Origin of the sequence: Streptomyces sp. NPDC059010 (assembly GCF_042740355.1) — a bacterium.
Taxonomy (GTDB): domain Bacteria; phylum Actinomycetota; class Actinomycetes; order Streptomycetales; family Streptomycetaceae; genus Streptomyces.
Window position 1 is genome coordinate 1 of the sequence record NZ_JBHYJA010000054.1, and the last position, 18,550, is coordinate 18,550.

Below are 18,550 nucleotides of genomic sequence, written 5' to 3' on the forward strand. Positions count from 1 at the left end.
ATTGCTAGGGCGCCCCCCGTGATATACTCTGGCTTTGTCGGCGGCTGCGTCTTTTGTTAATACGACACAGGTGTAGCACACCCCCTAACACATTTTCGAGCTCGGGCTATTGGCAAAACCCCCAACGCGCCAGAGCTTTTTTGCGTTGAGGTAGGGTCAGGGAGCATCGTAGGTACGTTTCCCACAGGAGGCCCCCGGGTGGAGGTCCAGGAGACCCGTGTCCAGACGGACCGGGTCCTCACCATCCCCAACATCCTCAGCATGGCGCGGCTGCTTGGCGTGCCGCTGTTCCTGTGGCTGATTCTCAGGCCCGAGTTCGGCGGGCCGGATAGCGACGGCTGGGCGCTTCTGGTGCTGGCTCTGAGCGGCGTCAGTGACTACCTGGACGGCAAGCTCGCCCGGCGTTGGAACCAGGTCAGCAGCCTTGGCCGGCTGCTCGATCCCGCGGCCGACCGGCTCTACATTCTCTCGACTTTGGTCGGTCTCACCTGGCGCGAGATTCTGCCTGTCTGGTTGACCGCTGTACTTCTGGCGCGAGAGCTGGTTCTGCTGGTGATGGTGGGCATCCTCAGGCGCCATGGCTATCCGCCGCCGCAGGTGAACTTCCTCGGGAAGGCGGCCACCTTCAACCTGATGTACGCCTTCCCGTTGTTGCTGCTCAGTGACGGAAGTGGTTGGATCCCGTCACTCGCTGCTATTTTCGGATGGGCGTTCGCCGGATGGGGTACGACGCTGTACTGGTGGGCAGGAGTCCTCTACGTGGTACAGGTCCGCCGCCTAGTCCGTGCGGACGCCATGGCCGATTGAACTCGCGGATTGAAGCGGGCGTAGCGCTCGATGGCCCGCGACGGAAAAGTGCGGGACAATCTGGACGGGTGAAGTCGGCTAGACCGTCGTCTCTTCGAGGAGGACGCTTCCGACATGAAGGCCGTCGTGATGGCCGGGGGCGAAGGCACACGCCTGCGCCCCATGACCTCAAGCATGCCCAAGCCGCTCCTGCCGGTGGCCAACCGGCCGATCATGGAGCACGTTCTGCGGCTGCTCAAAAGGCATGGCCTCAGTGAAACCGTCGTTACCGTCCAGTTCCTGGCCTCACTGGTCAAGAACTACTTCGGTGACGGTGAAGAGCTCGGAATGGAGCTCAGCTATGCCAACGAGGAGAAGCCACTCGGAACCGCTGGAAGTGTCAAGAACGCCGAGGAGGCGTTGAAGGACGATGCTTTCCTCGTCATCTCCGGTGATGCGCTGACCGACTTCGACCTCACCGAGCTGATCAATTTCCACAAGGAAAAGGGTGCGCTGGTCACGGTCTGTCTGACGCGTGTGCCCAATCCGCTGGAATTCGGCATCACCATCGTCGATGAGGAAGGCAAGGTCGAGCGCTTCCTGGAGAAGCCGACCTGGGGGCAGGTCTTCTCGGACACCGTGAACACCGGCATCTATGTCATGGAGCCCGAGGTCTTCGACTATGTCGAGCCCGATGTGCCCGTGGACTGGTCCGGCGATGTCTTCCCGCAGCTCATGAAGGAGGGCAAGCCGGTCTTTGGGTTTGTCGCCGAGGGCTATTGGGAGGATGTCGGTACTCACGAGAGCTATGTGAAGGCGCAGGCCGACGTCCTGGAGGGCAAGGTCGACGTCGAGATCGACGGCTTCGAGATCTCCCCGGGGGTGTGGGTGGCGGAGGGCGCGGAGGTGCATCCCGATGCCGTTCTCCGAGGGCCTCTCTACATCGGGGACTACGCGAAGGTTGAGTCCGGAGCGGAAATCCGGGAGCACACCATCGTCGGCTCGAACGTCGTCGTGAAGAGCGGAGCCTTTCTGCACAAGTCTGTCGTGCACGACAACGTGTATGTCGGGCAGCACAGCAATCTGCGTGGCTGTGTCGTCGGGAAGAACACCGACATCATGCGTGCGGCCCGGATCGAGGACGGCGCGGTCATCGGGGATGAGTGCCTGATCGGTGAAGAATCGATCGTTCAGGGCAATGTGCGGGTCTACCCGTTCAAGACCATCGAGGCCGGCGCCTTCGTCAACACCTCGGTGATCTGGGAGTCGAGGGGCCAGGCGCATCTCTTCGGCGCCCGTGGCGTGTCCGGAATCCTGAACGTGGAGATCACGCCGGAGCTCGCCGTACGCCTCGCCGGCGCCTATGCGACGACCCTGAAGAAGGGCTCGACGGTCACCACGGCCCGCGACCACTCCCGTGGTGCTCGGGCGCTGAAGCGGGCGGTCATCTCCGCGCTGCAGGCGAGCGCCATCGACGTACGCGACTTGGAGAACGTACCGCTGCCCGTGGCGCGGCAGCAGACCGCGCGGGGTAGTGCCGGCGGGATCATGATCCGGACCACGCCCGGGGTGCCGGATTCCGTGGACATCATGTTCTTCGACGGGCAGGGTGCTGACCTGTCGCAGGCCAGTCAGCGGAAGCTGGATCGGGTGTTCGCGCGGCAGGAGTACCGGCGGGCGTTCCCCGGGGAGATCGGGGATCTGCATTTTCCGGCGAGTGTCTTCGACTCGTACACCGGGTCGTTGCTGCGGAATGTCGATACGACCGGGATTTCGGATTCGGGCCTGAAGGTCGTCGTCGATGCGTCGAACGGCAGCGCCGGGCTCGTGCTGCCCAGTCTGCTCGGCAAGCTCGGGGTGGATTCGCTGACCATCAATCCGGGTCTGGACGAGTCCAGGCCCACGGAGTCGGCGGATACGCGGCGCTCGGGGTTGGTGCGGCTCGGCGAGATCGTGGCGTCGGCGCGGGCGGCGTTCGGGGTGCGATTCGATCCCGTCGGTGAGCGGTTGTCCCTGGTGGACGAGAAGGGGCGGATCGTCGAGGACGACAGGGCCCTGCTGGTCATGCTCGACCTGGTGGCCGCGGAGCGGCGTAGCGGGCGGGTGGCGTTGCCGGTGACCACCACGAGGATCGCCGAGCAGGTGGCGGCGTATCACGGGACGCAGGTGGAGTGGACGACGACCTCGCCCGACGATCTGACCAGGGTCGGTCGCGATGACACGACGATCTTCGGTGGTGACGGCAAGGGCGGGTTCATCGTCCCGGAGTTCAGCAGTGTCTTCGACGGTACGGCGGCCTTCGTGCGGTTGATCGGGCTGGTGGCGCGTACTCAGCTCACGCTCAGCCAGATCGACGCGCGGATTCCGCGGGCGCATGTCATCAAGCGGGATCTCGCGACTCCCTGGGCCGTCAAGGGCCTGGTGATGCGACGGGTCGTCGAGGCGGCCGGAGATCGCTTTGTCGACACCACTGATGGTGTACGGGTCGTGGAGACCGACGGGCGCTGGGTGATGGTGCTGCCCGACCCTGCCGAGGCGGTCACCCATCTGTGGGCCGAGGGGCCCGACGACGCGTCCGCGCAGGCCCTGCTCGACGAGTGGTCGGCGGTCGTGGACAGCGCCGGGCGCTGAGGGAGCAAGTACGCGCGCGCGTGCCGGACAGGTGTCCCGTAAGGGGGCCTGTTCGGCACGCCGGTGGGGCCATTCGGAGGTAGTGGTCGCAACGTGCGACGATGTGCGGCATGCCGCAGCCCCCCGTTCGGAGCACACCTACGCCCCCCTCGCGTCCGGACGCGTCCATGTCGCTGCTCACCAACGTCATGGACCACAGCCTCGACGACGGGTACGCCGAGGCGGCAGAGCGGAAGAAAGCCGCAGGTGACGGGGGACTGCCGAAGACCCTGAGGGCGAAGCTCGGGCTCGCGGCCGGTCTGGTGCTCGCGGCGCTGGTGGTGACCGTGGGAGCGGCGCAGGCGAGGGTCGCGGCGCCGGCCATGGCCAAGGAGCGCGAGGAGCTGGTCGACCGCATCGACCGTGAGACCACGGCGGCGGACCAGCTGGAGGAGACCGTGGACAAGCTGCGCGACGATGTGAGCGCGCGGCAGCGTGAGGCGCTGAAGACGACCGGACACAGTGATCAGGCGGAGCTGGTGGGCATCCTGTCGGGTGCTGTCGAGGTGCACGGGCCCGGAGTGAAGCTGGTCGTGAACGACGCCAAGGAAGCCTCCACGGGCAGCGACGGCGAGCCCCGCGGTTCATCCGGGTTCTCCGACACCGGGCGGGTCCGTGACCGTGACATGCAGCGGGTGGTCAACGGGCTGTGGGAGTCGGGCGCCGAGGCGATCTCGATCAACGGGCAGCGGCTGACCGCCCTGTCGGCGATCAGGGCCGCGGGTGACGCGATACTGGTCGACAACAAGCCGCTGGTTCCGCCGTACACGGTGCTCGCGGTGGGGGACGGTGAGCGGCTGAGCACCAGGTTCCAGGACAGCGCCGACGGGCTGTATCTGCACGCCCTGCAGGAGAACTTCGGGATCAGGACCAGCATTTCCGCGCAGGACGACCTCCGGCTGCCCGCCGCCCCGAGCGTGATCGTACGTACAGCACAGCCGAACACCGAGAAAACCGAGAAGGGCACATCGTGATCGCCGTACTGGGCCTCGTCGTGGGAGTCGTGGCCGGACTTTTGGTCCGGCCTGAGGTTCCGGCGGTCGTCGAGCCTTACCTGCCGATCGCCGTCGTGGCGGCTCTCGACGCCGTCTTCGGAGGTCTGCGGGCCATGCTCGACGGCATCTTCGACGACAAGGTCTTCGTCGTGTCGTTTCTGTCCAACGTGGTCGTGGCCGCGCTGATCGTTTTCCTGGGCGACAAGTTGGGCGTGGGCGCCCAGCTGTCCACCGGTGTGGTCGTGGTGCTCGGCATCCGGATCTTCTCCAACGCCGCGGCGATCCGCCGGCACGTGTTCCGGGCGTGAGGCCGATGAGCAACCAGGACGAGACGCCCCAGGACGAGACACGCGAGAACAGGCTGCGCAAGGAGCTGCCCGAGGAGGTGCCCGCCGCCGCTGCCGAGCCCGCGAAGGCTCCCGAGGAGGAGGGGACCGGGCTGACCGGGCGGCAGCGGCTCGCGCAGGGGCTGTGGCCGCCGAGGGTCACGCGGGCCCAACTCATCGTCGCCCTGCTGCTGTTCGGCCTCGGTTTCGGCCTGGCCGTCCAGGTGGCGTCGAACAGCGACGGTGACAGCGCGCTGCGTGGCGCACGTCAGGAAGATCTGGTTCGCATCCTCGATGAACTGGATGACCGTACTCAGCGTCTTGAGGACGAGAAGCAAGGTCTTGAGAAACAGCGCGACGAGCTGGAGAACAGCTCGAACCAGGCCGAGGAGGCCCGCAAGCAGACGGTCGAGAAGGAGAGGCAACTCGGCATTCTGGCGGGCACCGTGGCTGCGCAGGGACCTGGCGTCACGATGACCATCGACGACACGAAGGGGACGGTCGAGGCGGACATGCTGCTCGACGCGATCCAGGAGCTGCGCGCGGCCGGCGCGGAGGCGATCCAGGTGAACGACGTACGCGTCGTCGCCGGCACCTATCTGACGGATGCCGGCAACGGCGTGAGTGTCGACGGGAACAAGATCAACGCCCCCTATCGTTTCAAGGTCATCGGCAAGCCGCAGGACCTCGAACCGGCGCTCAACATCCCTGGAGGCGTGGTGCAGACTCTTGAGAAGGAGCAGGCCACCGTGACCATCGAGCGGTCGGACAAGATCGTTGTGGACGCCTTGCGAGCAGCGAAGCGGCCTGACTACGCTCGGTCGTCCTCCCAGTGAACCGGCGGTGCATGGGGGACGTCCGGCCAGGGCATGAGGTTGCGGGGGGTCGGCGCACCGAATGGGTGGTGCGTGGTGGAAACTGTCTGGTGGAGACGGACGTTGTGAAGATGTCCGGGTCGGTCAGAGAGTGCAGTCAGGGTTCGTCCTGCCCCACGGGCGGGTCTGTTTCGGTCAAGGGGAATCGCCCGTGAAGTTGTTTGCGAAGTTGTTCGGCAAGAGCGCGCGAGAGGGCAGCGACAACGCGACCGCTCGTCATCGCGCACAGGGTGACGACGAGGGTCAGCGCCCGCTGTTCAGGGACCAGGTCGCTGGTCCGGGCGGCGACATTTCCGGAGGTCAGGGCGCGCCGTCGGTTGACCCTGGCCAGTCCGGCGGCATAGGTTTCGGGCAACCGTCAACCTCAAGTACGGGTGGAGGGTTTTCCCCGATGTCGGCCCTGGTGTGTACGAGGTGCGGTAACCGCAACGCGGAGAACAGCCGCTTCTGCTCCAACTGCGGAGCGCCGCTGCGGGCCGGTGGCGTGCCCGAGCGTCCGTCCGAGACGACCTCCACGATCTCCATCTCCGGTCTTGAGGCCTACGACGCCGAGGCCACCGGTCAGACGCCGATCCCGGCGCTGTCTCCCGAGGCCCAGGCGGCCGTCGACGCGCTGCCGCTGGGCTCCGCGCTGCTCGTGGTGCGCCGCGGGCCGAACTCGGGCAGCCGCTTCCTCCTGGACGGCGACCTGACCACCGCCGGTCGCCACCCGCAGAGCGACATCTTCCTGGACGACGTGACGGTCTCGCGTCGGCACGTGGAGTTCCGTCGCGCTCAGGACGGCTCGTTCACGGTGGCCGACGTCGGCAGTCTGAACGGCACGTACGTCAACCGCGAGCGGATCGACCAGGTCGCTCTGAACAACGGTGACGAGGTGCAGATCGGCAAGTACCGGCTGGTCTTCTACGCAAGCCAGCGGGGCTACTGACCCTCCCCCGGAGCCCGTCCGGGGAGACCCAGGGAAGGTCCATGCTGAAAACACCGAGCGGCGGTGCCGGGCACGGCGCCGCCGCCACGGACAGTCGGCTGATGAGCATCGGCACGGTCCTGAACGTGCTGCGCGACGAGTTCCCTGACATCACCATCTCCAAGATCCGCTTTCTGGAGTCCGAGGGCCTGGTCGAGCCGCAGCGGACCCCCTCGGGGTACCGCAAGTTCAGTGCGCAGGACATCGAGCGGCTCGGGCATGTACTGCGGATGCAGCGGGACCACTATCTGCCGCTCAAGGTCATCCGCGAGCACATGGACGCCATGGAGCGCGGCGAGGCCGCCCCACTGCCCACCGTGTGCCGTCAGCGCGACGGCGAAACCGGCCTGGAGCCCGTCGAGGAGCCCACGCCGGCCCGGATACGGCGGGCCGAGCTGCTCGTCGCCGCCGGGATCGGCGAGCAGGAGCTGACGGAATGGGAGTCGTACGGCCTGATCACGGCGCTGCCGGAGGGGGTGTACGACGCGGAGGCGGTCACCGTGGCCTCGATCGTCGCCGAGCTGGGGCGGTTCGGGATCGAGCCAAGGCATCTTCGGGTGATGAAGGCCGCCGCCGACCGGGAGGCCGGGCTCGTGGACCAGGTCGTGGCACCGCTGAAGCGGCATCGCAATCCGCAGACCAGGGCCCATGCCGAGGCCCGGGCGAAGGAGCTGGCGGGGCTGACCGTGAAGCTGCACGCCGCGCTCGTGCAGACCGCGCTCGGGGTGCGGCTGCCCTGAGCCGGGCAGGTGCGGGGAGACCGGATCGGCCACCCGTTCTCGGCCCGACTACCCAAACATCCCGAGCACGGCCTAGGGTTGCTGTGTGAACGAGCTCGATGTCGTAGGTGTCCGGGTCGAAATGCCCTCCAACCAACCGATCGTGCTCCTGCGCGAAGTGGGAGGCGACCGTTACCTCCCCATCTGGATCGGGCCGGGGGAGGCGACGGCGATCGCCTTCGCCCAGCAGGGCATGGCCCCCGCGCGACCGCTGACCCACGACCTGTTCAAGGACGTGCTGGAGGCCGTCGGCCAGGAGCTCACCGAAGTACGCATCACGGACCTGCGTGAGGGCGTCTTCTACGCCGAGCTGGTCTTCGCCAGCGGCGTCGAGGTGAGCGCGCGTCCGTCCGATGCCATAGCGCTGGCCCTGCGCACCGGAACGCCGATCTACGGCAGCGACGGGGTGCTCGACGACGCGGGTATCGCGATCCCGGACGAGCAGGAGGACGAGGTGGAGAAGTTCCGCGAGTTCCTCGACCAGATCTCGCCCGAGGACTTCGGCACCAGCAGTCAGTGAGGCGGCGTGGGCGGCCCGCGGGACTCGCGATGCGTGACGGGGCGGTCAACAGCCGGTTGCGACTCAAATGCCGGCATTTGCCAGCGGCGAGTGAGAGCGTCCTGAAGCCTGCTCCGAGCACATTCGGCTAGCCTTTCCCCGCGGTGGGGTACGGGAAACCACTCTCAGGGTGATTATCACTCGGCGTGCCGAGTGTGGCGATCGTTGACGCACCCCTGGTGACTGCCTACCGTCGAGAAGGCAGGTCAAGGACGGAGGTCGGCGTGAGAAGCAGCGGCGACGGTACGGGTGGGGGTGCCCCCGGGCGCAGTCTCGGGGATGGCGGTCCGTACCCTCCCCCGAGCTCTCAACTGCGTTCGAGCAGGGGATACCCCCAGCCGGGCAGCGCGGCCGATCACGCCCCGCAGCGACCGACGGCCGTGCCTAGCAGCGGCGGAGGGGCGGCGTCCATGGCGACCGAGGAGATCGGTTATCGCGGTCCGACGGCTTGTGCGGCCGCCGGCATCACCTATCGGCAACTGGACTACTGGGCGCGCACCGGCCTAGTCGAGCCGAGCGTGCGGCCCGCGTACGGGTCGGGGACACAGCGGCTGTACAGCTTCCGGGACGTCGTCGTCCTGAAGATCGTCAAGCGCTTCCTCGACACCGGTGTGTCGCTGCAGAACATCCGTACCGCCGTGCAGCATCTGCGGGAGCGGGGCTTTCGGGATCTGGAGCGCATGACGCTGATGAGCGACGGCGCGACGGTGTACGAGTGCACTTCGCCGGATGAGGTGCACGCGCTTCTCCAGGGTGGGCAGGGGATCTTCGGGATCGCCGTGGGTGTGGTGTGGCGGGACGTCGAGAGTGCGTTGTCGCAGCTCCACGGGGAGCGGATCGACACCGGGGAGACGCTGGTCGGGAACAATCCGGCGGACGAGCTGGCTCGGCGGCGTAATCGGGCGGGCTGAGCGGGCTTCGCCGAGGTGCCTCGCGGCCGGCGGGCGGGTGAGTGTGCCGGCGAGATCTCGGCGGACGGCGGGCAGTCGGTCACAGGCCCAGGCAGTCGTAGCAGGGCATTGTCAGTGGCGTGAGGCAGCATCGGAGATGTGAGAAACGCGCCCACGATCCTGCATCTCGACATGGATGCCTTCTACGCCTCGGTGGAGCAGGCATCCAAGCCGAGCCTGCGCGGGAAGGCCGTGATCGTGGGCGGGCTCGGGCCGCGTGGAGTGGTCGCCACCGCGTCCTACGAGGCTCGGGTCTTCGGGGTCCACTCGGCGATGCCCATGGGACAGGCGCGTCGGCTGGCGCCGAATGCCGCGTATCTCGTGCCGCGCTTCGGGATCTACCGTGACATCAGCGATCAGGTCATGGGGCTGCTACGGGAGTTGTCGCCGCTGGTGGAGCCGCTGAGCCTGGACGAGGCGTTCGTGGATCTGGAGGCCGGGGAAGCGGCCTGGGACGAGCGGTCTGCGCGGCTGGTGGGGGCGAAGCTGCGTGCCGACATACGTGCGGCTACCGGGCTTGCCGGGTCGGTGGGGCTGGCCGCGTCCAAGATGCTCGCGAAGATCGCCTCTGAGGAGGCCAAGCCGGATGGGCTGGTGCTGATCGAGCCGGGGACCGAGCGGGCGTTGCTCGGGCCTATGTCCGTGCGGATTCTGCCGGGAGTGGGGCCTGCGACGGGGGACCATCTGCGGCGGGCCGGGATCCACACGGTTGAGGAGATCGCCGAGGCGGGGGAGGACGAGCTCGTACGGCTGCTGGGGAAGGCGCATGGGCATGCGCTGCACGCGATGGCGCTGGCCCATGACGATCGGCCCGTGGTGGCCGAGCGGGAGGCCAAGTCGGTGTCGGTCGAGGACACGTATGACGTGGACATTCACGATCGGGTTCGGGTGGGGATGGAGGTGCAGCGGCTCGCCGACCGTTGTGTGCGGCGGTTGCGGGGGGCGGGATTGTCCGGGCGGACCATTGTGCTGAAGGTGCGGCGGTACGACTTCTCGACGTTGACTCGGTCCGAGACGTTGCGGGGGCCCACGGATGATCCGGCTGTCGTGCGGGAGGCTGCTGCCCGGCTGCTGGATTCCGTGGACACGACGGGGGGCGTGCGGCTGCTGGGGGTCGGGGTGAGCGGGCTCGCCGACTACACACAGGAGGATCTGTTCGCGCAGGCGGCTGGGGAGCGGGAGCAGCATGCGAGGGAGGGCGAGGGGGAGCGGGAGGGGGAGCACGAGGAGCCTGCGGAGGAGCGGGAGGTTGTGCCTGTCGAGCGGCGGTGGGTCGCGGGGCACGATGTGCGGCATGCCGAGTACGGGCATGGGTGGGTGCAGGGGAGTGGGCTGGGGCGGGTGACTGTGCGGTTTGAGACGCCTGGGTCTGAGCCGGGGCGGGTGCGGACGTTTCGGGTTGATGATCCGGGGTTGGAGGCGGCGGATCCGTTGCCGTTGGTGGAGGCGGGATCTGGGGGGCCTGGAACGGTGGTGGGATCTGGGAGATCTGGGAGCTCTGGGGGATCTGGGGCTGGTGGGGTTGTGAGTGCGGGAGCGGATGGTGGGGGCGTGGGGGAGGCGCCTGCGGTGTCTGGGTAGGCGCGTGGTTGTGGGGGCTTGGTGGGCGTGGGGTTGGTTGTGGCTCGCCCGGCGTTGGGGTTGCTGAGGGGGTGGGACGCTCGCCCGCGCTTGCGGGGTGCCGCTGCGCCCACCCGTGCCGCCCCAGCGGCACGACTGCCCGCAGCTGGGTTGGGTGGGTGTGTCGGCTCTGCGGTGTGTGTTGGGGCGCGGCTGCCTCGGCGGCTGCTGGTGTCGTGTGGTGGGTGGGTCTCTGCTGGGCAGCCGGGCTGGTCGCCTTGGTACCCGGGCTGGTCGTCGATGTGGAGTAGGGGTGGCCACGCCTGGTAGGTGGGTGCCCGCTATGAGGCGGGGTCGGCTTCGGTTGTGGCTCAGCGGCGTGGCCTGGTGGGTGGGGCGGATGTGGGTGAGGTCGGCTTGAGGGTATGGCTGTTGGCGGCATTGCCGGCTGGGGGTGGGGCCGGTGAACGGGAGCCCTCGGTGTGGGGCCTCAGCGGTGTGGGGCCCCAGCACTGTGAGGGCTTAGCGGTGTGGGGCCTAGCACCGTGGAGCCTCAGCGGTGGGGGGTCGTGGGGTTGTTGTTGTCCGGGGATTCGGGGCCTGCCAGGTTGCCGAAGTCTCGGTCGGGGGGTGGGGGCGGGGCCACTACGTCCAGGCCGTAGTGGTGGTAGAGCTGGAGTTCCTGCTCGGGGGAGAGGTGGCGGCCTACGCCGAAGTCGGGGGCGTCCTTGATCAGGGCGCGTTCGAAGGGGACGTGGAGGGTGCCCTCCACCAGCTCGCTGGGCTCCAGGGGGACGAAGGCGTCCCGGGAGAACAGGCCGGTGCGTATGGCCGCCCACTCCGGTACTCCCGTCGCGTCGTCGAGATAGACCTCGTCGATGGTGCCGATCTTGGTGCCGTTGCGGTCGAAGGCCTTGCGGCCGATCAGATTGCGCGGATCGATGTCGGTCTGCACGGGCCCTCCACTTGGTCGCAACTCATCCGTAAGCACAACGAAAGGGCAGATTGGTGAGAGCGGCCACTCGAAGGTCCGTGCGTTGACCTCGCTGGTAGGCTTTCTAGCGGCTGCTGACCCCGTGCGGGAGAGTCCTCCGGACATCATCGGAGGCGCCGAAGGAGCAAATCCTCCCCGGAATCTCTCAGGCTCACGTACCGCACGGACGAGGTCACTCTGGAAAGCAGGGCGGGTGTCGACGGCTTCCGCTCTCACCGACGGTGAAAGCCGGGCGCCCTCGGGCAGACCCGGTGAAGCTCTCAGGTTGAGATGACAGAGGGGGAGGCCGTACGGGTACCCGCACCGTGGTGCCCCTCGAAGGTCGTGTCAGACCAGGAGGCCTCCGTAATGACCGCCCATCGCATTCCGCTTTCCGAGCTCGAACAGGGGATCCCCTTCGAGCAGCGTCATATTGGTCCTGATCACGAGGCTCGGGCCAAGATGCTCGCCCACGTCGGATACGGCTCGCTGGACGAGCTCACGGCCGCCGCGGTGCCGGATGTGATCAAGAACGCCGATTCCCTTGCCCTGCCGGGGGCGCGTACCGAGGCCGAGGTGCTGGCCGAGCTGCGGTCGCTCGCCGATCGCAACCAGGTGCTGGACTCGATGATCGGGCTCGGGTACTACGGGACCTTCACGCCGCCGGTCATCCTGCGCAATGTCATGGAGAACCCGGCCTGGTACACCGCCTACACGCCGTACCAGCCCGAGATCTCGCAGGGGCGGCTTGAGGCCCTGCTGAACTTCCAGACCGTGGTCGCCGACCTCACCGGGCTGCCGACCTCCGGGGCCTCCCTGCTCGACGAGGGAACCGCCGCCGCCGAGGCCATGGCCCTGTCCCGGCGTATGGGCAAGAACAAGAAGGGGCTGTTCCTGGTCGACCAGGATGTGCTTCCGCAGACCATCGCCGTGATCGAGACCCGCGCCGAGCCGACCGGCGTGGAGGTCGTCGTCGCCGACCTCAGCGAGGGCATCCCGGCCGAGGTCGCCTCGCGTGAGATCAACGGCGTGCTCCTGCAGTACCCGGGCGCCTCCGGTGTCGTACGGGACATCAAGGCCGTCATCGACCAGGCCCATGAGCTCGGCGCCCTCGTGACCGTGGCCGCCGATCTGCTCGCGCTCACGCTGCTGAAGTCGCCCGGTGAGCTCGGGGCGGACATCGCCGTGGGGACGACGCAGCGGTTCGGTGTGCCGATGGGCTTCGGTGGGCCGCACGCCGGCTACATGGCCGTACAGGAGAAGTTCGCGCGCAGCCTGCCCGGGCGGCTCGTGGGCGTGTCGGTGGACGCCGACGGGAACAAGGCGTACCGGCTGGCCCTGCAGACGCGTGAGCAGCACATCCGGCGTGAGAAGGCGACCAGCAACATCTGTACCGCTCAGGTGCTGCTCGCCGTGATGGCCGGGATGTACGCCGTGTACCACGGGCCCGAGGGGCTCAAGGGCATCGCCCGGCGGACCCACCGGTACGCCTCGATCCTCGCCGCGGGGCTCGCGGCCGGCGGCGTCGAGGTCGTGCACGGTTCCTACTTCGACACGCTCACCGTGCGGGTGCCCTCGAAGGCCGCCGACATCGTGGCCGCTGCCCGGCAGAACGGCGTGAACCTGCGTCTAGTCGACGCCGACCACGTGTCCATCGCCTGCGACGAGACCACCACGCGGGCCTGCCTGGGCGCCGTATGGACGGCGTTCGGGGTCGAGGGGGACATCGACGCGCTGGACGCGGAGGCCGAGGACACGCTGCCGGGTGCGCTGCTGCGCGGCGACGAGTACCTCACGCACCCCGTCTTCCACCAGTACCGTTCCGAGACGGCGATGCTGCGTTACCTGCGCAGGCTGGCCGACCGGGACTACGCGCTCGACCGCGGCATGATCCCGCTGGGGTCCTGCACGATGAAGCTCAACGCGACCACCGAGATGGAGCCGGTCACCTGGCCGGAGTTCGGGCAGCTGCACCCCTTCGCGCCCGCCGAGCAGGCGCAGGGCTATCTGACGCTCATCCGTGAGCTGGAGGAACGTCTCGCCGAGGTCACCGGCTACGACAAGGTGTCGTTGCAGCCGAACGCCGGGTCGCAGGGTGAGCTGGCCGGGCTGCTCGCGGTACGCGGGTACCACCGGGCCAACGGCGATGAGCAGCGGACCGTGTGCCTCATCCCGTCCTCCGCGCACGGCACCAACGCCGCCAGCGCCGTGATGGCCGGCATGAAGGTCGTCGTCGTGAAGACCGCCGGGGACGGCGAGATCGACGTCGACGATCTGCGGGCCAAGATCGAGCAGTACCGCGACGAGCTGTCGGTGCTGATGATCACGTACCCGTCGACGCACGGAGTGTTCGAGGAGCATGTCGCCGACATCTGCGCGCAGGTCCACGAGGCCGGTGGCCAGGTGTACGTCGACGGCGCCAACCTCAATGCCCTGGTGGGGCTTGCCAAGCCGGGGCACTTCGGCGGTGACGTCTCGCATCTGAACCTGCACAAGACCTTCTGCATCCCGCACGGCGGTGGCGGTCCGGGAGTGGGCCCGGTGGGTGTGCGGGCGCACCTGGCGCCGTATCTGCCGAACCACCCGCTGCAGCCCGCCGCCGGGCCGGAGACGGGCGTCGGCCCGATCTCGGCCGCGCCCTGGGGTTCCGCCGGGATCCTGCCGATCTCGTGGGCGTATGTCCGGCTCATGGGCGGCGAGGGGCTCAAGCGGGCCACGCAGGTGGCCGTGCTGTCCGCCAACTACGTCGCCAAGCGGCTGGAGCCGCACTACCCGGTGCTCTACAACGGCCCGGGCGGCCTCGTCGCGCACGAGTCCATCATCGATCTGCGGCCGCTGACCAAGGCGACCGGAGTGAGCGTCGACGACGTGGCCAAGCGGCTCATCGACTACGGCTTCCACGCGCCGACGATGTCGTTCCCGGTGGCCGGGACGCTGATGATCGAGCCGACCGAGTCCGAGGACCTGGCCGAACTCGACCGGTTCTGCGACGCGATGATCGCCATCCGTGCGGAGATCGAGAAGGTCGCGGCGGGTCAGTGGCCGGCCGACGACAACCCGCTGCGGAACGCCCCGCACACCGCCGACGCGCTGGGCGGGGAGTGGGAGCACGCGTACAGCCGTGAGGACGCCGTGTTCCCGGCCGGAGTGTCGGCCGCCGACAAGTACTGGCCGCCGGTGCGCCGGATCGACCAGGCCTTCGGCGACCGGAACCTGGTGTGCTCCTGCCCGCCGATGGACGCCTACGAGGGCTGACGGTCACGGGACAGCTGATTGAAGGGGCTCCGCCCAGCCATGTGCGGCCGGGCGGAGCCCCTTGTCATGGCGTCACACCCGTCACGCGGTCGTCAGTGCCACCTCTGTCGCCTTGACCAGCGCGACCACGGGAGCCCCGGGGGAGAGGGCCAGGTCGTCGGTGGCGTCCCTGGTGATGGCCGCCGTCAGGTCGGCGCCCTCCACGGCGATCTTCACCGACGCCATCGCGCCGCCCGTGGTGATGCCGGTGACCGTGCCCGGGAGCTGGTTGCGGATGGACAGACCCTTGACCGGGGCGGTGGCGAGGGAGATCTCCGTCGCCTTCACCAGCGCGTACACGGGGGTTCCCGTGGTCAGGCCGAGGTGCTCGACGGCCTCCAGGGTGATGGCCGCGGTGAGTTCCTGGCCGCCGGCGAGGCGGACCTTGACGGTCGCCATGACCTCGCCGGAGGTGATGGCGGTGATCGTGCCGGGGAGCTGGTTGCGGATGCTCAGGCTCATGGGGCGCCTCGCAGACGGTGGGGGTTTGAGGGGGTTTGCGGCTGCTGGTCCCTACCGTAGTGCGCCGGGTGTGCTGTGCCGGTCACGCGCGGTCGATGTGGACGTTCGTCGACTTCACACGGGCGGTGGCCTCCATGCCCACCTCCAGGTTCAGTTCCTCGACCGCCTCCCGGGTCAGGAGGGAGACCAGGCGGTGCGGGCCGGCCTGGATCTCGACCTGGGCGGCGACGTCGCCGAGTTTGATGGCGGTGACGATGCCGGGGAAGGCGTTGCGGACCGAGGTGTACGAGGTCTCCTCCTCGCCGCTGCCGGACCTGGCGAGTTCGACCGAGAACGCGGCGAGGTCCTTGCCGTCGATGAGACGCCGTCCGGTCTCGTCGCGGTGGGTCGCCACCCGGCCCGCGTCCGCCCAGCGGCGGGCGGTGTCGGGGCTCACGCCGAGCAGCCGCGCCGCCTGGCCGATCGTGTAGGAGTGCATGGCCGTCACGATAGGGGCAGGGGTCGGGAAACTGCCGGTGGGGGGTTGGCCGTTGGGCGTGGTACGTCCTGCCCGGCGCGCGGCGTTCAGTAGATGCCCGACGCCCGGAGCACCGCCCGCGCCGTCGCGTCGTCGATCTGGTGCCGCAGCCGCTCCAGTACGTCGATGCCTTCGAGGAGCGTTCCGCCGGCGCGTGAGCGGCGTACCCCGGTGTCGAGCTCGTGCCACAGCAGGGGGTTGGTGACGAGGATCCGCGGGTCCAGATCCAGGCGGCGGCCGTCCACGTCGCGCAGGGTCAGATAGGCGGAGACGTCGCCGTGCTGCCGTACGGCCACCAGTGCGTCCGTACGCACCGCCTGATGTCGTACGAGGCCATCCACCGCGAGCCAGCCCGGGCCCGCGGTGACGCGCCGGGGGAGCAGGATCGTGAACAGCAAGGCGGTCATCGCCAGCCAGAGCAGGGCGCGGGGCGGGGTCAGGGTGTGGGCATCCCAGTCGACCAGCAGGGTCATACCGAAGAAGGTCAGGGCACAGCCCGCGGCGAACCGGGCGCTGCCACGCCAGTGACGGTCGCCGGTCGGGGTCGCATGCCGTCTGCTTCCCTGCACAGTGCAGACGGTAAGGGGCTCCGGCGCCGGAGTGACCGCCCGTGACGGCGCTCTGACGCCTTACCGTTCAACCTTGACGCGATCCTGATGCCCGAGGCCGTTTCACGCCCTGCGCACCGGTGTTCAGCCCCTGCGCAACCGTGCTCAGCCGGTGTGCACCCGTGGCCTGCGCTCGCGCTCCGGTTCCGCCTCGCGCAGCACCTCGCGGGTGACCGGGGCGACTTCGCCCTGGCCGAAGAGGAAGAAGCGCAGGAAGTTGGCGAAGGGGCTGCCCTCGGTCCACTCGAAGTACATGTGCGGGATGCAGCCGGTGCTGTCGCGGACGTGCAGGAGCAGCGCGGCCAGGGCGTTGGGGACGGAGGAGGACTCCAGGGTCAGGACGCGGTAGCGGTTGTGCATGACCTCGCCGCGTACCGTCAGGCCGGCCTCGAACTCGGACGGGTCGGTGACCGTCACCTCGACGAAGACGAAGTCCTCCTGCTCGGGCAGGTCGTTGTCGTTGCGGATCTGCTCGATCTTCTCGCGGTACTCGGCCTTGTCACGGCTGTCCGGCTCGTTGGCGATGAGCCGGATCTTGCGGCTGGCGATGTCCCGGACGAAACGTTCCGCCATGTCATCCATGGTCACGTCGGTCACGCGCAGTTCGAAGGCGCGCAGCAGGCGGGACAGCAGTGAGATGAGGATGATGCCGGCGATGAAGCAGGCGCCGATCTTCACGCCGTCGGGGCGCTCGATGACATTGACGACCGTCGTGTAGAGGAACACCACCGAGATGACCGCGAAAGCGATGGTCCAGTTCCGCTGCCCCGCCTTGCGGGCGGCGATGGTCACCGCGATCGCCGCCGAGCTGATCAGCACCAGCACGCCGGTGGCGTAGGCGCCGCCCTGGGCGTCGACGTCGGCGTCGAAGATCCAGGTGACCAGGAAGCCCACCAGCGTGAAGACGATGACCATCGGGCGCACCGCGCGCGCCCAGTGCGGGGCCATGCCGTAGCGGGGCAGATAACGCGGCATCAGGTTGAGCAGGCCGGCCATGGCGGAGGCGCCGGCGAACCACAGGATGGCGATGGTCGAGACGTCGTAGACCGTGCCGAAGGCGTTGCCGAGGTACTCGTGCGAGAGGTAGGCGAGTGCGCGGCCGTTGGCCTCGCCGCCCGGCTCGAACTCCTTCTCCGGGATCAGCAGCGTGGTGATGAAGCTCGTCGTGATCAGGAAGCAGCTCATGATCAGGGCGGCGACGGTGAGCAGCTTCTTGGTGTCCCGGATACGGCCCTCGGGGTTCTCCTCGGTCTCGCCCGGGTCGCCCTTGACGTGCGGCATCACCGCTACGCCGGTCTCGAAGCCGGAGAGGCCGAGGGCGAGCTTGGGGAAGACGATCAGGGCGACGCCGATCATCACGAAGACGTTGCCGTGCTCGGCGGTGAGGGCGTTGGACCAGTCGGCGACCACGTGGCCCTCGGTGACGACGTGATACAGGCCGACGACCACCACGACGGCGTTCAGCGCGAGATAGCTCGCGACCAGCGCGACGGCGACGCCGATCGCCTCCAGGAAGCCCTTGAGGAACACCGCGCCGAGCAGCGCCACCAGGATCAGGGTGATCACCATCTGCTTGTCGTGCAGGGCGCTTTCCAGGTGCGGGTTCTCGACCAGGTGGGTCGAGGCGTCCGCCGCGGACAGGGTGATGGTGATCAGGAAGTCCGTCGCCGCGAAGCCCAGCAGCGTCAGGACGAAGAGCTTGCCCTTCCAGAAGGTCAGCAGCCGCTCCAGCATCGCGATCGAGCCCTGGCCGTGGGGACTCTCCTCGGCCACCCGCCGGTACACCGGAAGGGCGCCCGCCAGGGTGACGATCACGAGCACGATGGTGGCGATGGGCGACAGCAGGCCGGCCGCGAGGGCCGCGATGCCCGGCTGGTAGCCGAGGGTCGAGAAGTAGTCGACGCCGGTCAGGCACATGACCCGGTACCAGGGCTGGCCCTTGACCTCCGGCTTCGGCTCGGCCTGCGCCGGCCGTCGGGCCTGGCCCTTGCCCATGTCGGACAGGCCCTCCAGCATCCAGGCGCGCAGGCGACTGGGCGGAGGATGTTCGGTTGTGGCCATCGACGTGCTCCTGAGGTGCGGGACGGCGGGGAATTCCGGCCATCACGCGGACGGCGGCACCAGCGTAAGCGGAGCGTTACGTCTGGGCCCACGGATGGAGGGGCCGTGGGCGTCAAGCTTCCGTTAAGACTGGGCGCGTGAGCGCTGGTCGCACGTCAATCATCGAGC

16 protein-coding genes and 1 riboswitch are annotated in these 18,550 nt (G+C 68.4%); of the genes, 11 read left to right on the top strand and 5 right to left on the bottom strand.

Going from position 1 to position 18,550, the window contains the following annotated elements; translation table 11 throughout:
- Positions 1-198: 198 nt before the first annotated feature.
- The 10 genes from ACFWYS_RS39510 (at position 199) to ACFWYS_RS39555 (ending at position 10,488) form a co-directional block, all read left to right on the top strand.
- On the top strand, positions 199-807 hold the full coding sequence (locus tag ACFWYS_RS39510) for a CDP-alcohol phosphatidyltransferase family protein (RefSeq protein ID WP_384780211.1): 609 nt from the start codon (positions 199-201) through the stop codon (positions 805-807).
- A 114-nt stretch (positions 808-921) separates the two neighbouring features.
- Complete coding sequence (locus tag ACFWYS_RS39515) at positions 922-3,417, top strand: sugar phosphate nucleotidyltransferase (protein WP_384780214.1); 2,496 nt, start codon at positions 922-924, stop codon at positions 3,415-3,417.
- Between the two features lie 101 nt (positions 3,418-3,518).
- A complete protein-coding gene (locus tag ACFWYS_RS39520; protein WP_384780218.1) occupies positions 3,519-4,430 on the top strand; it encodes a DUF881 domain-containing protein in 912 nt (303 codons plus the stop codon).
- Entirely contained in the window at positions 4,427-4,759 is a 333-nt protein-coding gene (locus ACFWYS_RS39525) for a small basic family protein (protein WP_003988855.1), read from the top strand. Before ACFWYS_RS39520 ends, ACFWYS_RS39525 begins: the two co-directional genes overlap by 4 nt.
- Positions 4,760-4,764: 5 nt before the next feature.
- A complete protein-coding gene (locus ACFWYS_RS39530) occupies positions 4,765-5,613 on the top strand; it encodes a DUF881 domain-containing protein (RefSeq protein WP_384780221.1) in 849 nt (282 codons plus the stop codon).
- A gap of 61 nt (positions 5,614-5,674) precedes the next feature.
- The gene (locus ACFWYS_RS39535; protein WP_384780224.1) at positions 5,675-6,580 is read left to right on the top strand and encodes an FHA domain-containing protein; all 906 of its coding nucleotides are present in this window, start codon (positions 5,675-5,677) and stop codon (positions 6,578-6,580) included.
- A 41-nt stretch (positions 6,581-6,621) separates the two neighbouring features.
- The gene (locus ACFWYS_RS39540) at positions 6,622-7,359 is read left to right on the top strand and encodes a MerR family transcriptional regulator (RefSeq protein WP_384780228.1); all 738 of its coding nucleotides are present in this window, start codon (positions 6,622-6,624) and stop codon (positions 7,357-7,359) included.
- Positions 7,360-7,444: 85 nt separating this feature from the next.
- A complete protein-coding gene (locus tag ACFWYS_RS39545) occupies positions 7,445-7,918 on the top strand; it encodes a bifunctional nuclease family protein (RefSeq protein ID WP_004002801.1) in 474 nt (157 codons plus the stop codon).
- A 263-nt stretch (positions 7,919-8,181) separates the two neighbouring features.
- Positions 8,182-8,868 carry a MerR family transcriptional regulator gene (locus ACFWYS_RS39550; RefSeq protein ID WP_384780231.1) on the top strand — a complete coding sequence of 229 codons (687 nt, stop codon included), beginning with the start codon at positions 8,182-8,184 and terminating at the stop codon, positions 8,866-8,868.
- A 138-nt stretch (positions 8,869-9,006) separates the two neighbouring features.
- Positions 9,007-10,488, top strand: a complete 1,482-nt coding sequence (locus ACFWYS_RS39555; RefSeq protein ID WP_384780234.1) for a DNA polymerase IV — start codon at positions 9,007-9,009, stop codon at positions 10,486-10,488.
- A 532-nt stretch (positions 10,489-11,020) separates the two neighbouring features.
- Here the strand turns inward: ACFWYS_RS39555 and ACFWYS_RS39560 are convergent.
- Positions 11,021-11,422, bottom strand: coding sequence for a PRC-barrel domain-containing protein (locus tag ACFWYS_RS39560; RefSeq protein ID WP_384780237.1), 402 nt, complete (start codon positions 11,420-11,422; stop codon positions 11,021-11,023).
- 114 nt (positions 11,423-11,536) lie between these two features.
- Positions 11,537-11,632: riboswitch (glycine riboswitch) on the top strand.
- A gap of 177 nt (positions 11,633-11,809) precedes the next feature.
- Between ACFWYS_RS39560 and gcvP the strand changes: the two genes are divergently transcribed.
- Entirely contained in the window at positions 11,810-14,695 is a 2,886-nt protein-coding gene (gcvP, locus tag ACFWYS_RS39565) for an aminomethyl-transferring glycine dehydrogenase (RefSeq protein WP_384780240.1), read from the top strand.
- An 81-nt stretch (positions 14,696-14,776) separates the two neighbouring features.
- On the opposite strand, the gene ACFWYS_RS39570 is transcribed toward gcvP, so the two are convergent.
- From ACFWYS_RS39570 to ACFWYS_RS39585, 4 genes are all read right to left on the bottom strand, one after another.
- Complete coding sequence (locus ACFWYS_RS39570; protein WP_384780243.1) at positions 14,777-15,196, bottom strand: molybdopterin-binding protein; 420 nt, start codon at positions 15,194-15,196, stop codon at positions 14,777-14,779.
- 82 nt (positions 15,197-15,278) lie between these two features.
- Positions 15,279-15,674 carry a molybdopterin-binding protein gene (locus ACFWYS_RS39575; RefSeq protein ID WP_384780246.1) on the bottom strand — a complete coding sequence of 132 codons (396 nt, stop codon included), beginning with the start codon at positions 15,672-15,674 and terminating at the stop codon, positions 15,279-15,281.
- An 86-nt stretch (positions 15,675-15,760) separates the two neighbouring features.
- Entirely contained in the window at positions 15,761-16,282 is a 522-nt protein-coding gene (locus tag ACFWYS_RS39580) for a hypothetical protein (RefSeq protein ID WP_384780249.1), read from the bottom strand.
- A gap of 144 nt (positions 16,283-16,426) precedes the next feature.
- Positions 16,427-18,382 carry an amino acid transporter gene (locus ACFWYS_RS39585; protein ID WP_384780252.1) on the bottom strand — a complete coding sequence of 652 codons (1,956 nt, stop codon included), beginning with the start codon at positions 18,380-18,382 and terminating at the stop codon, positions 16,427-16,429.
- Positions 18,383-18,550: the final 168 nt, after the last annotated feature.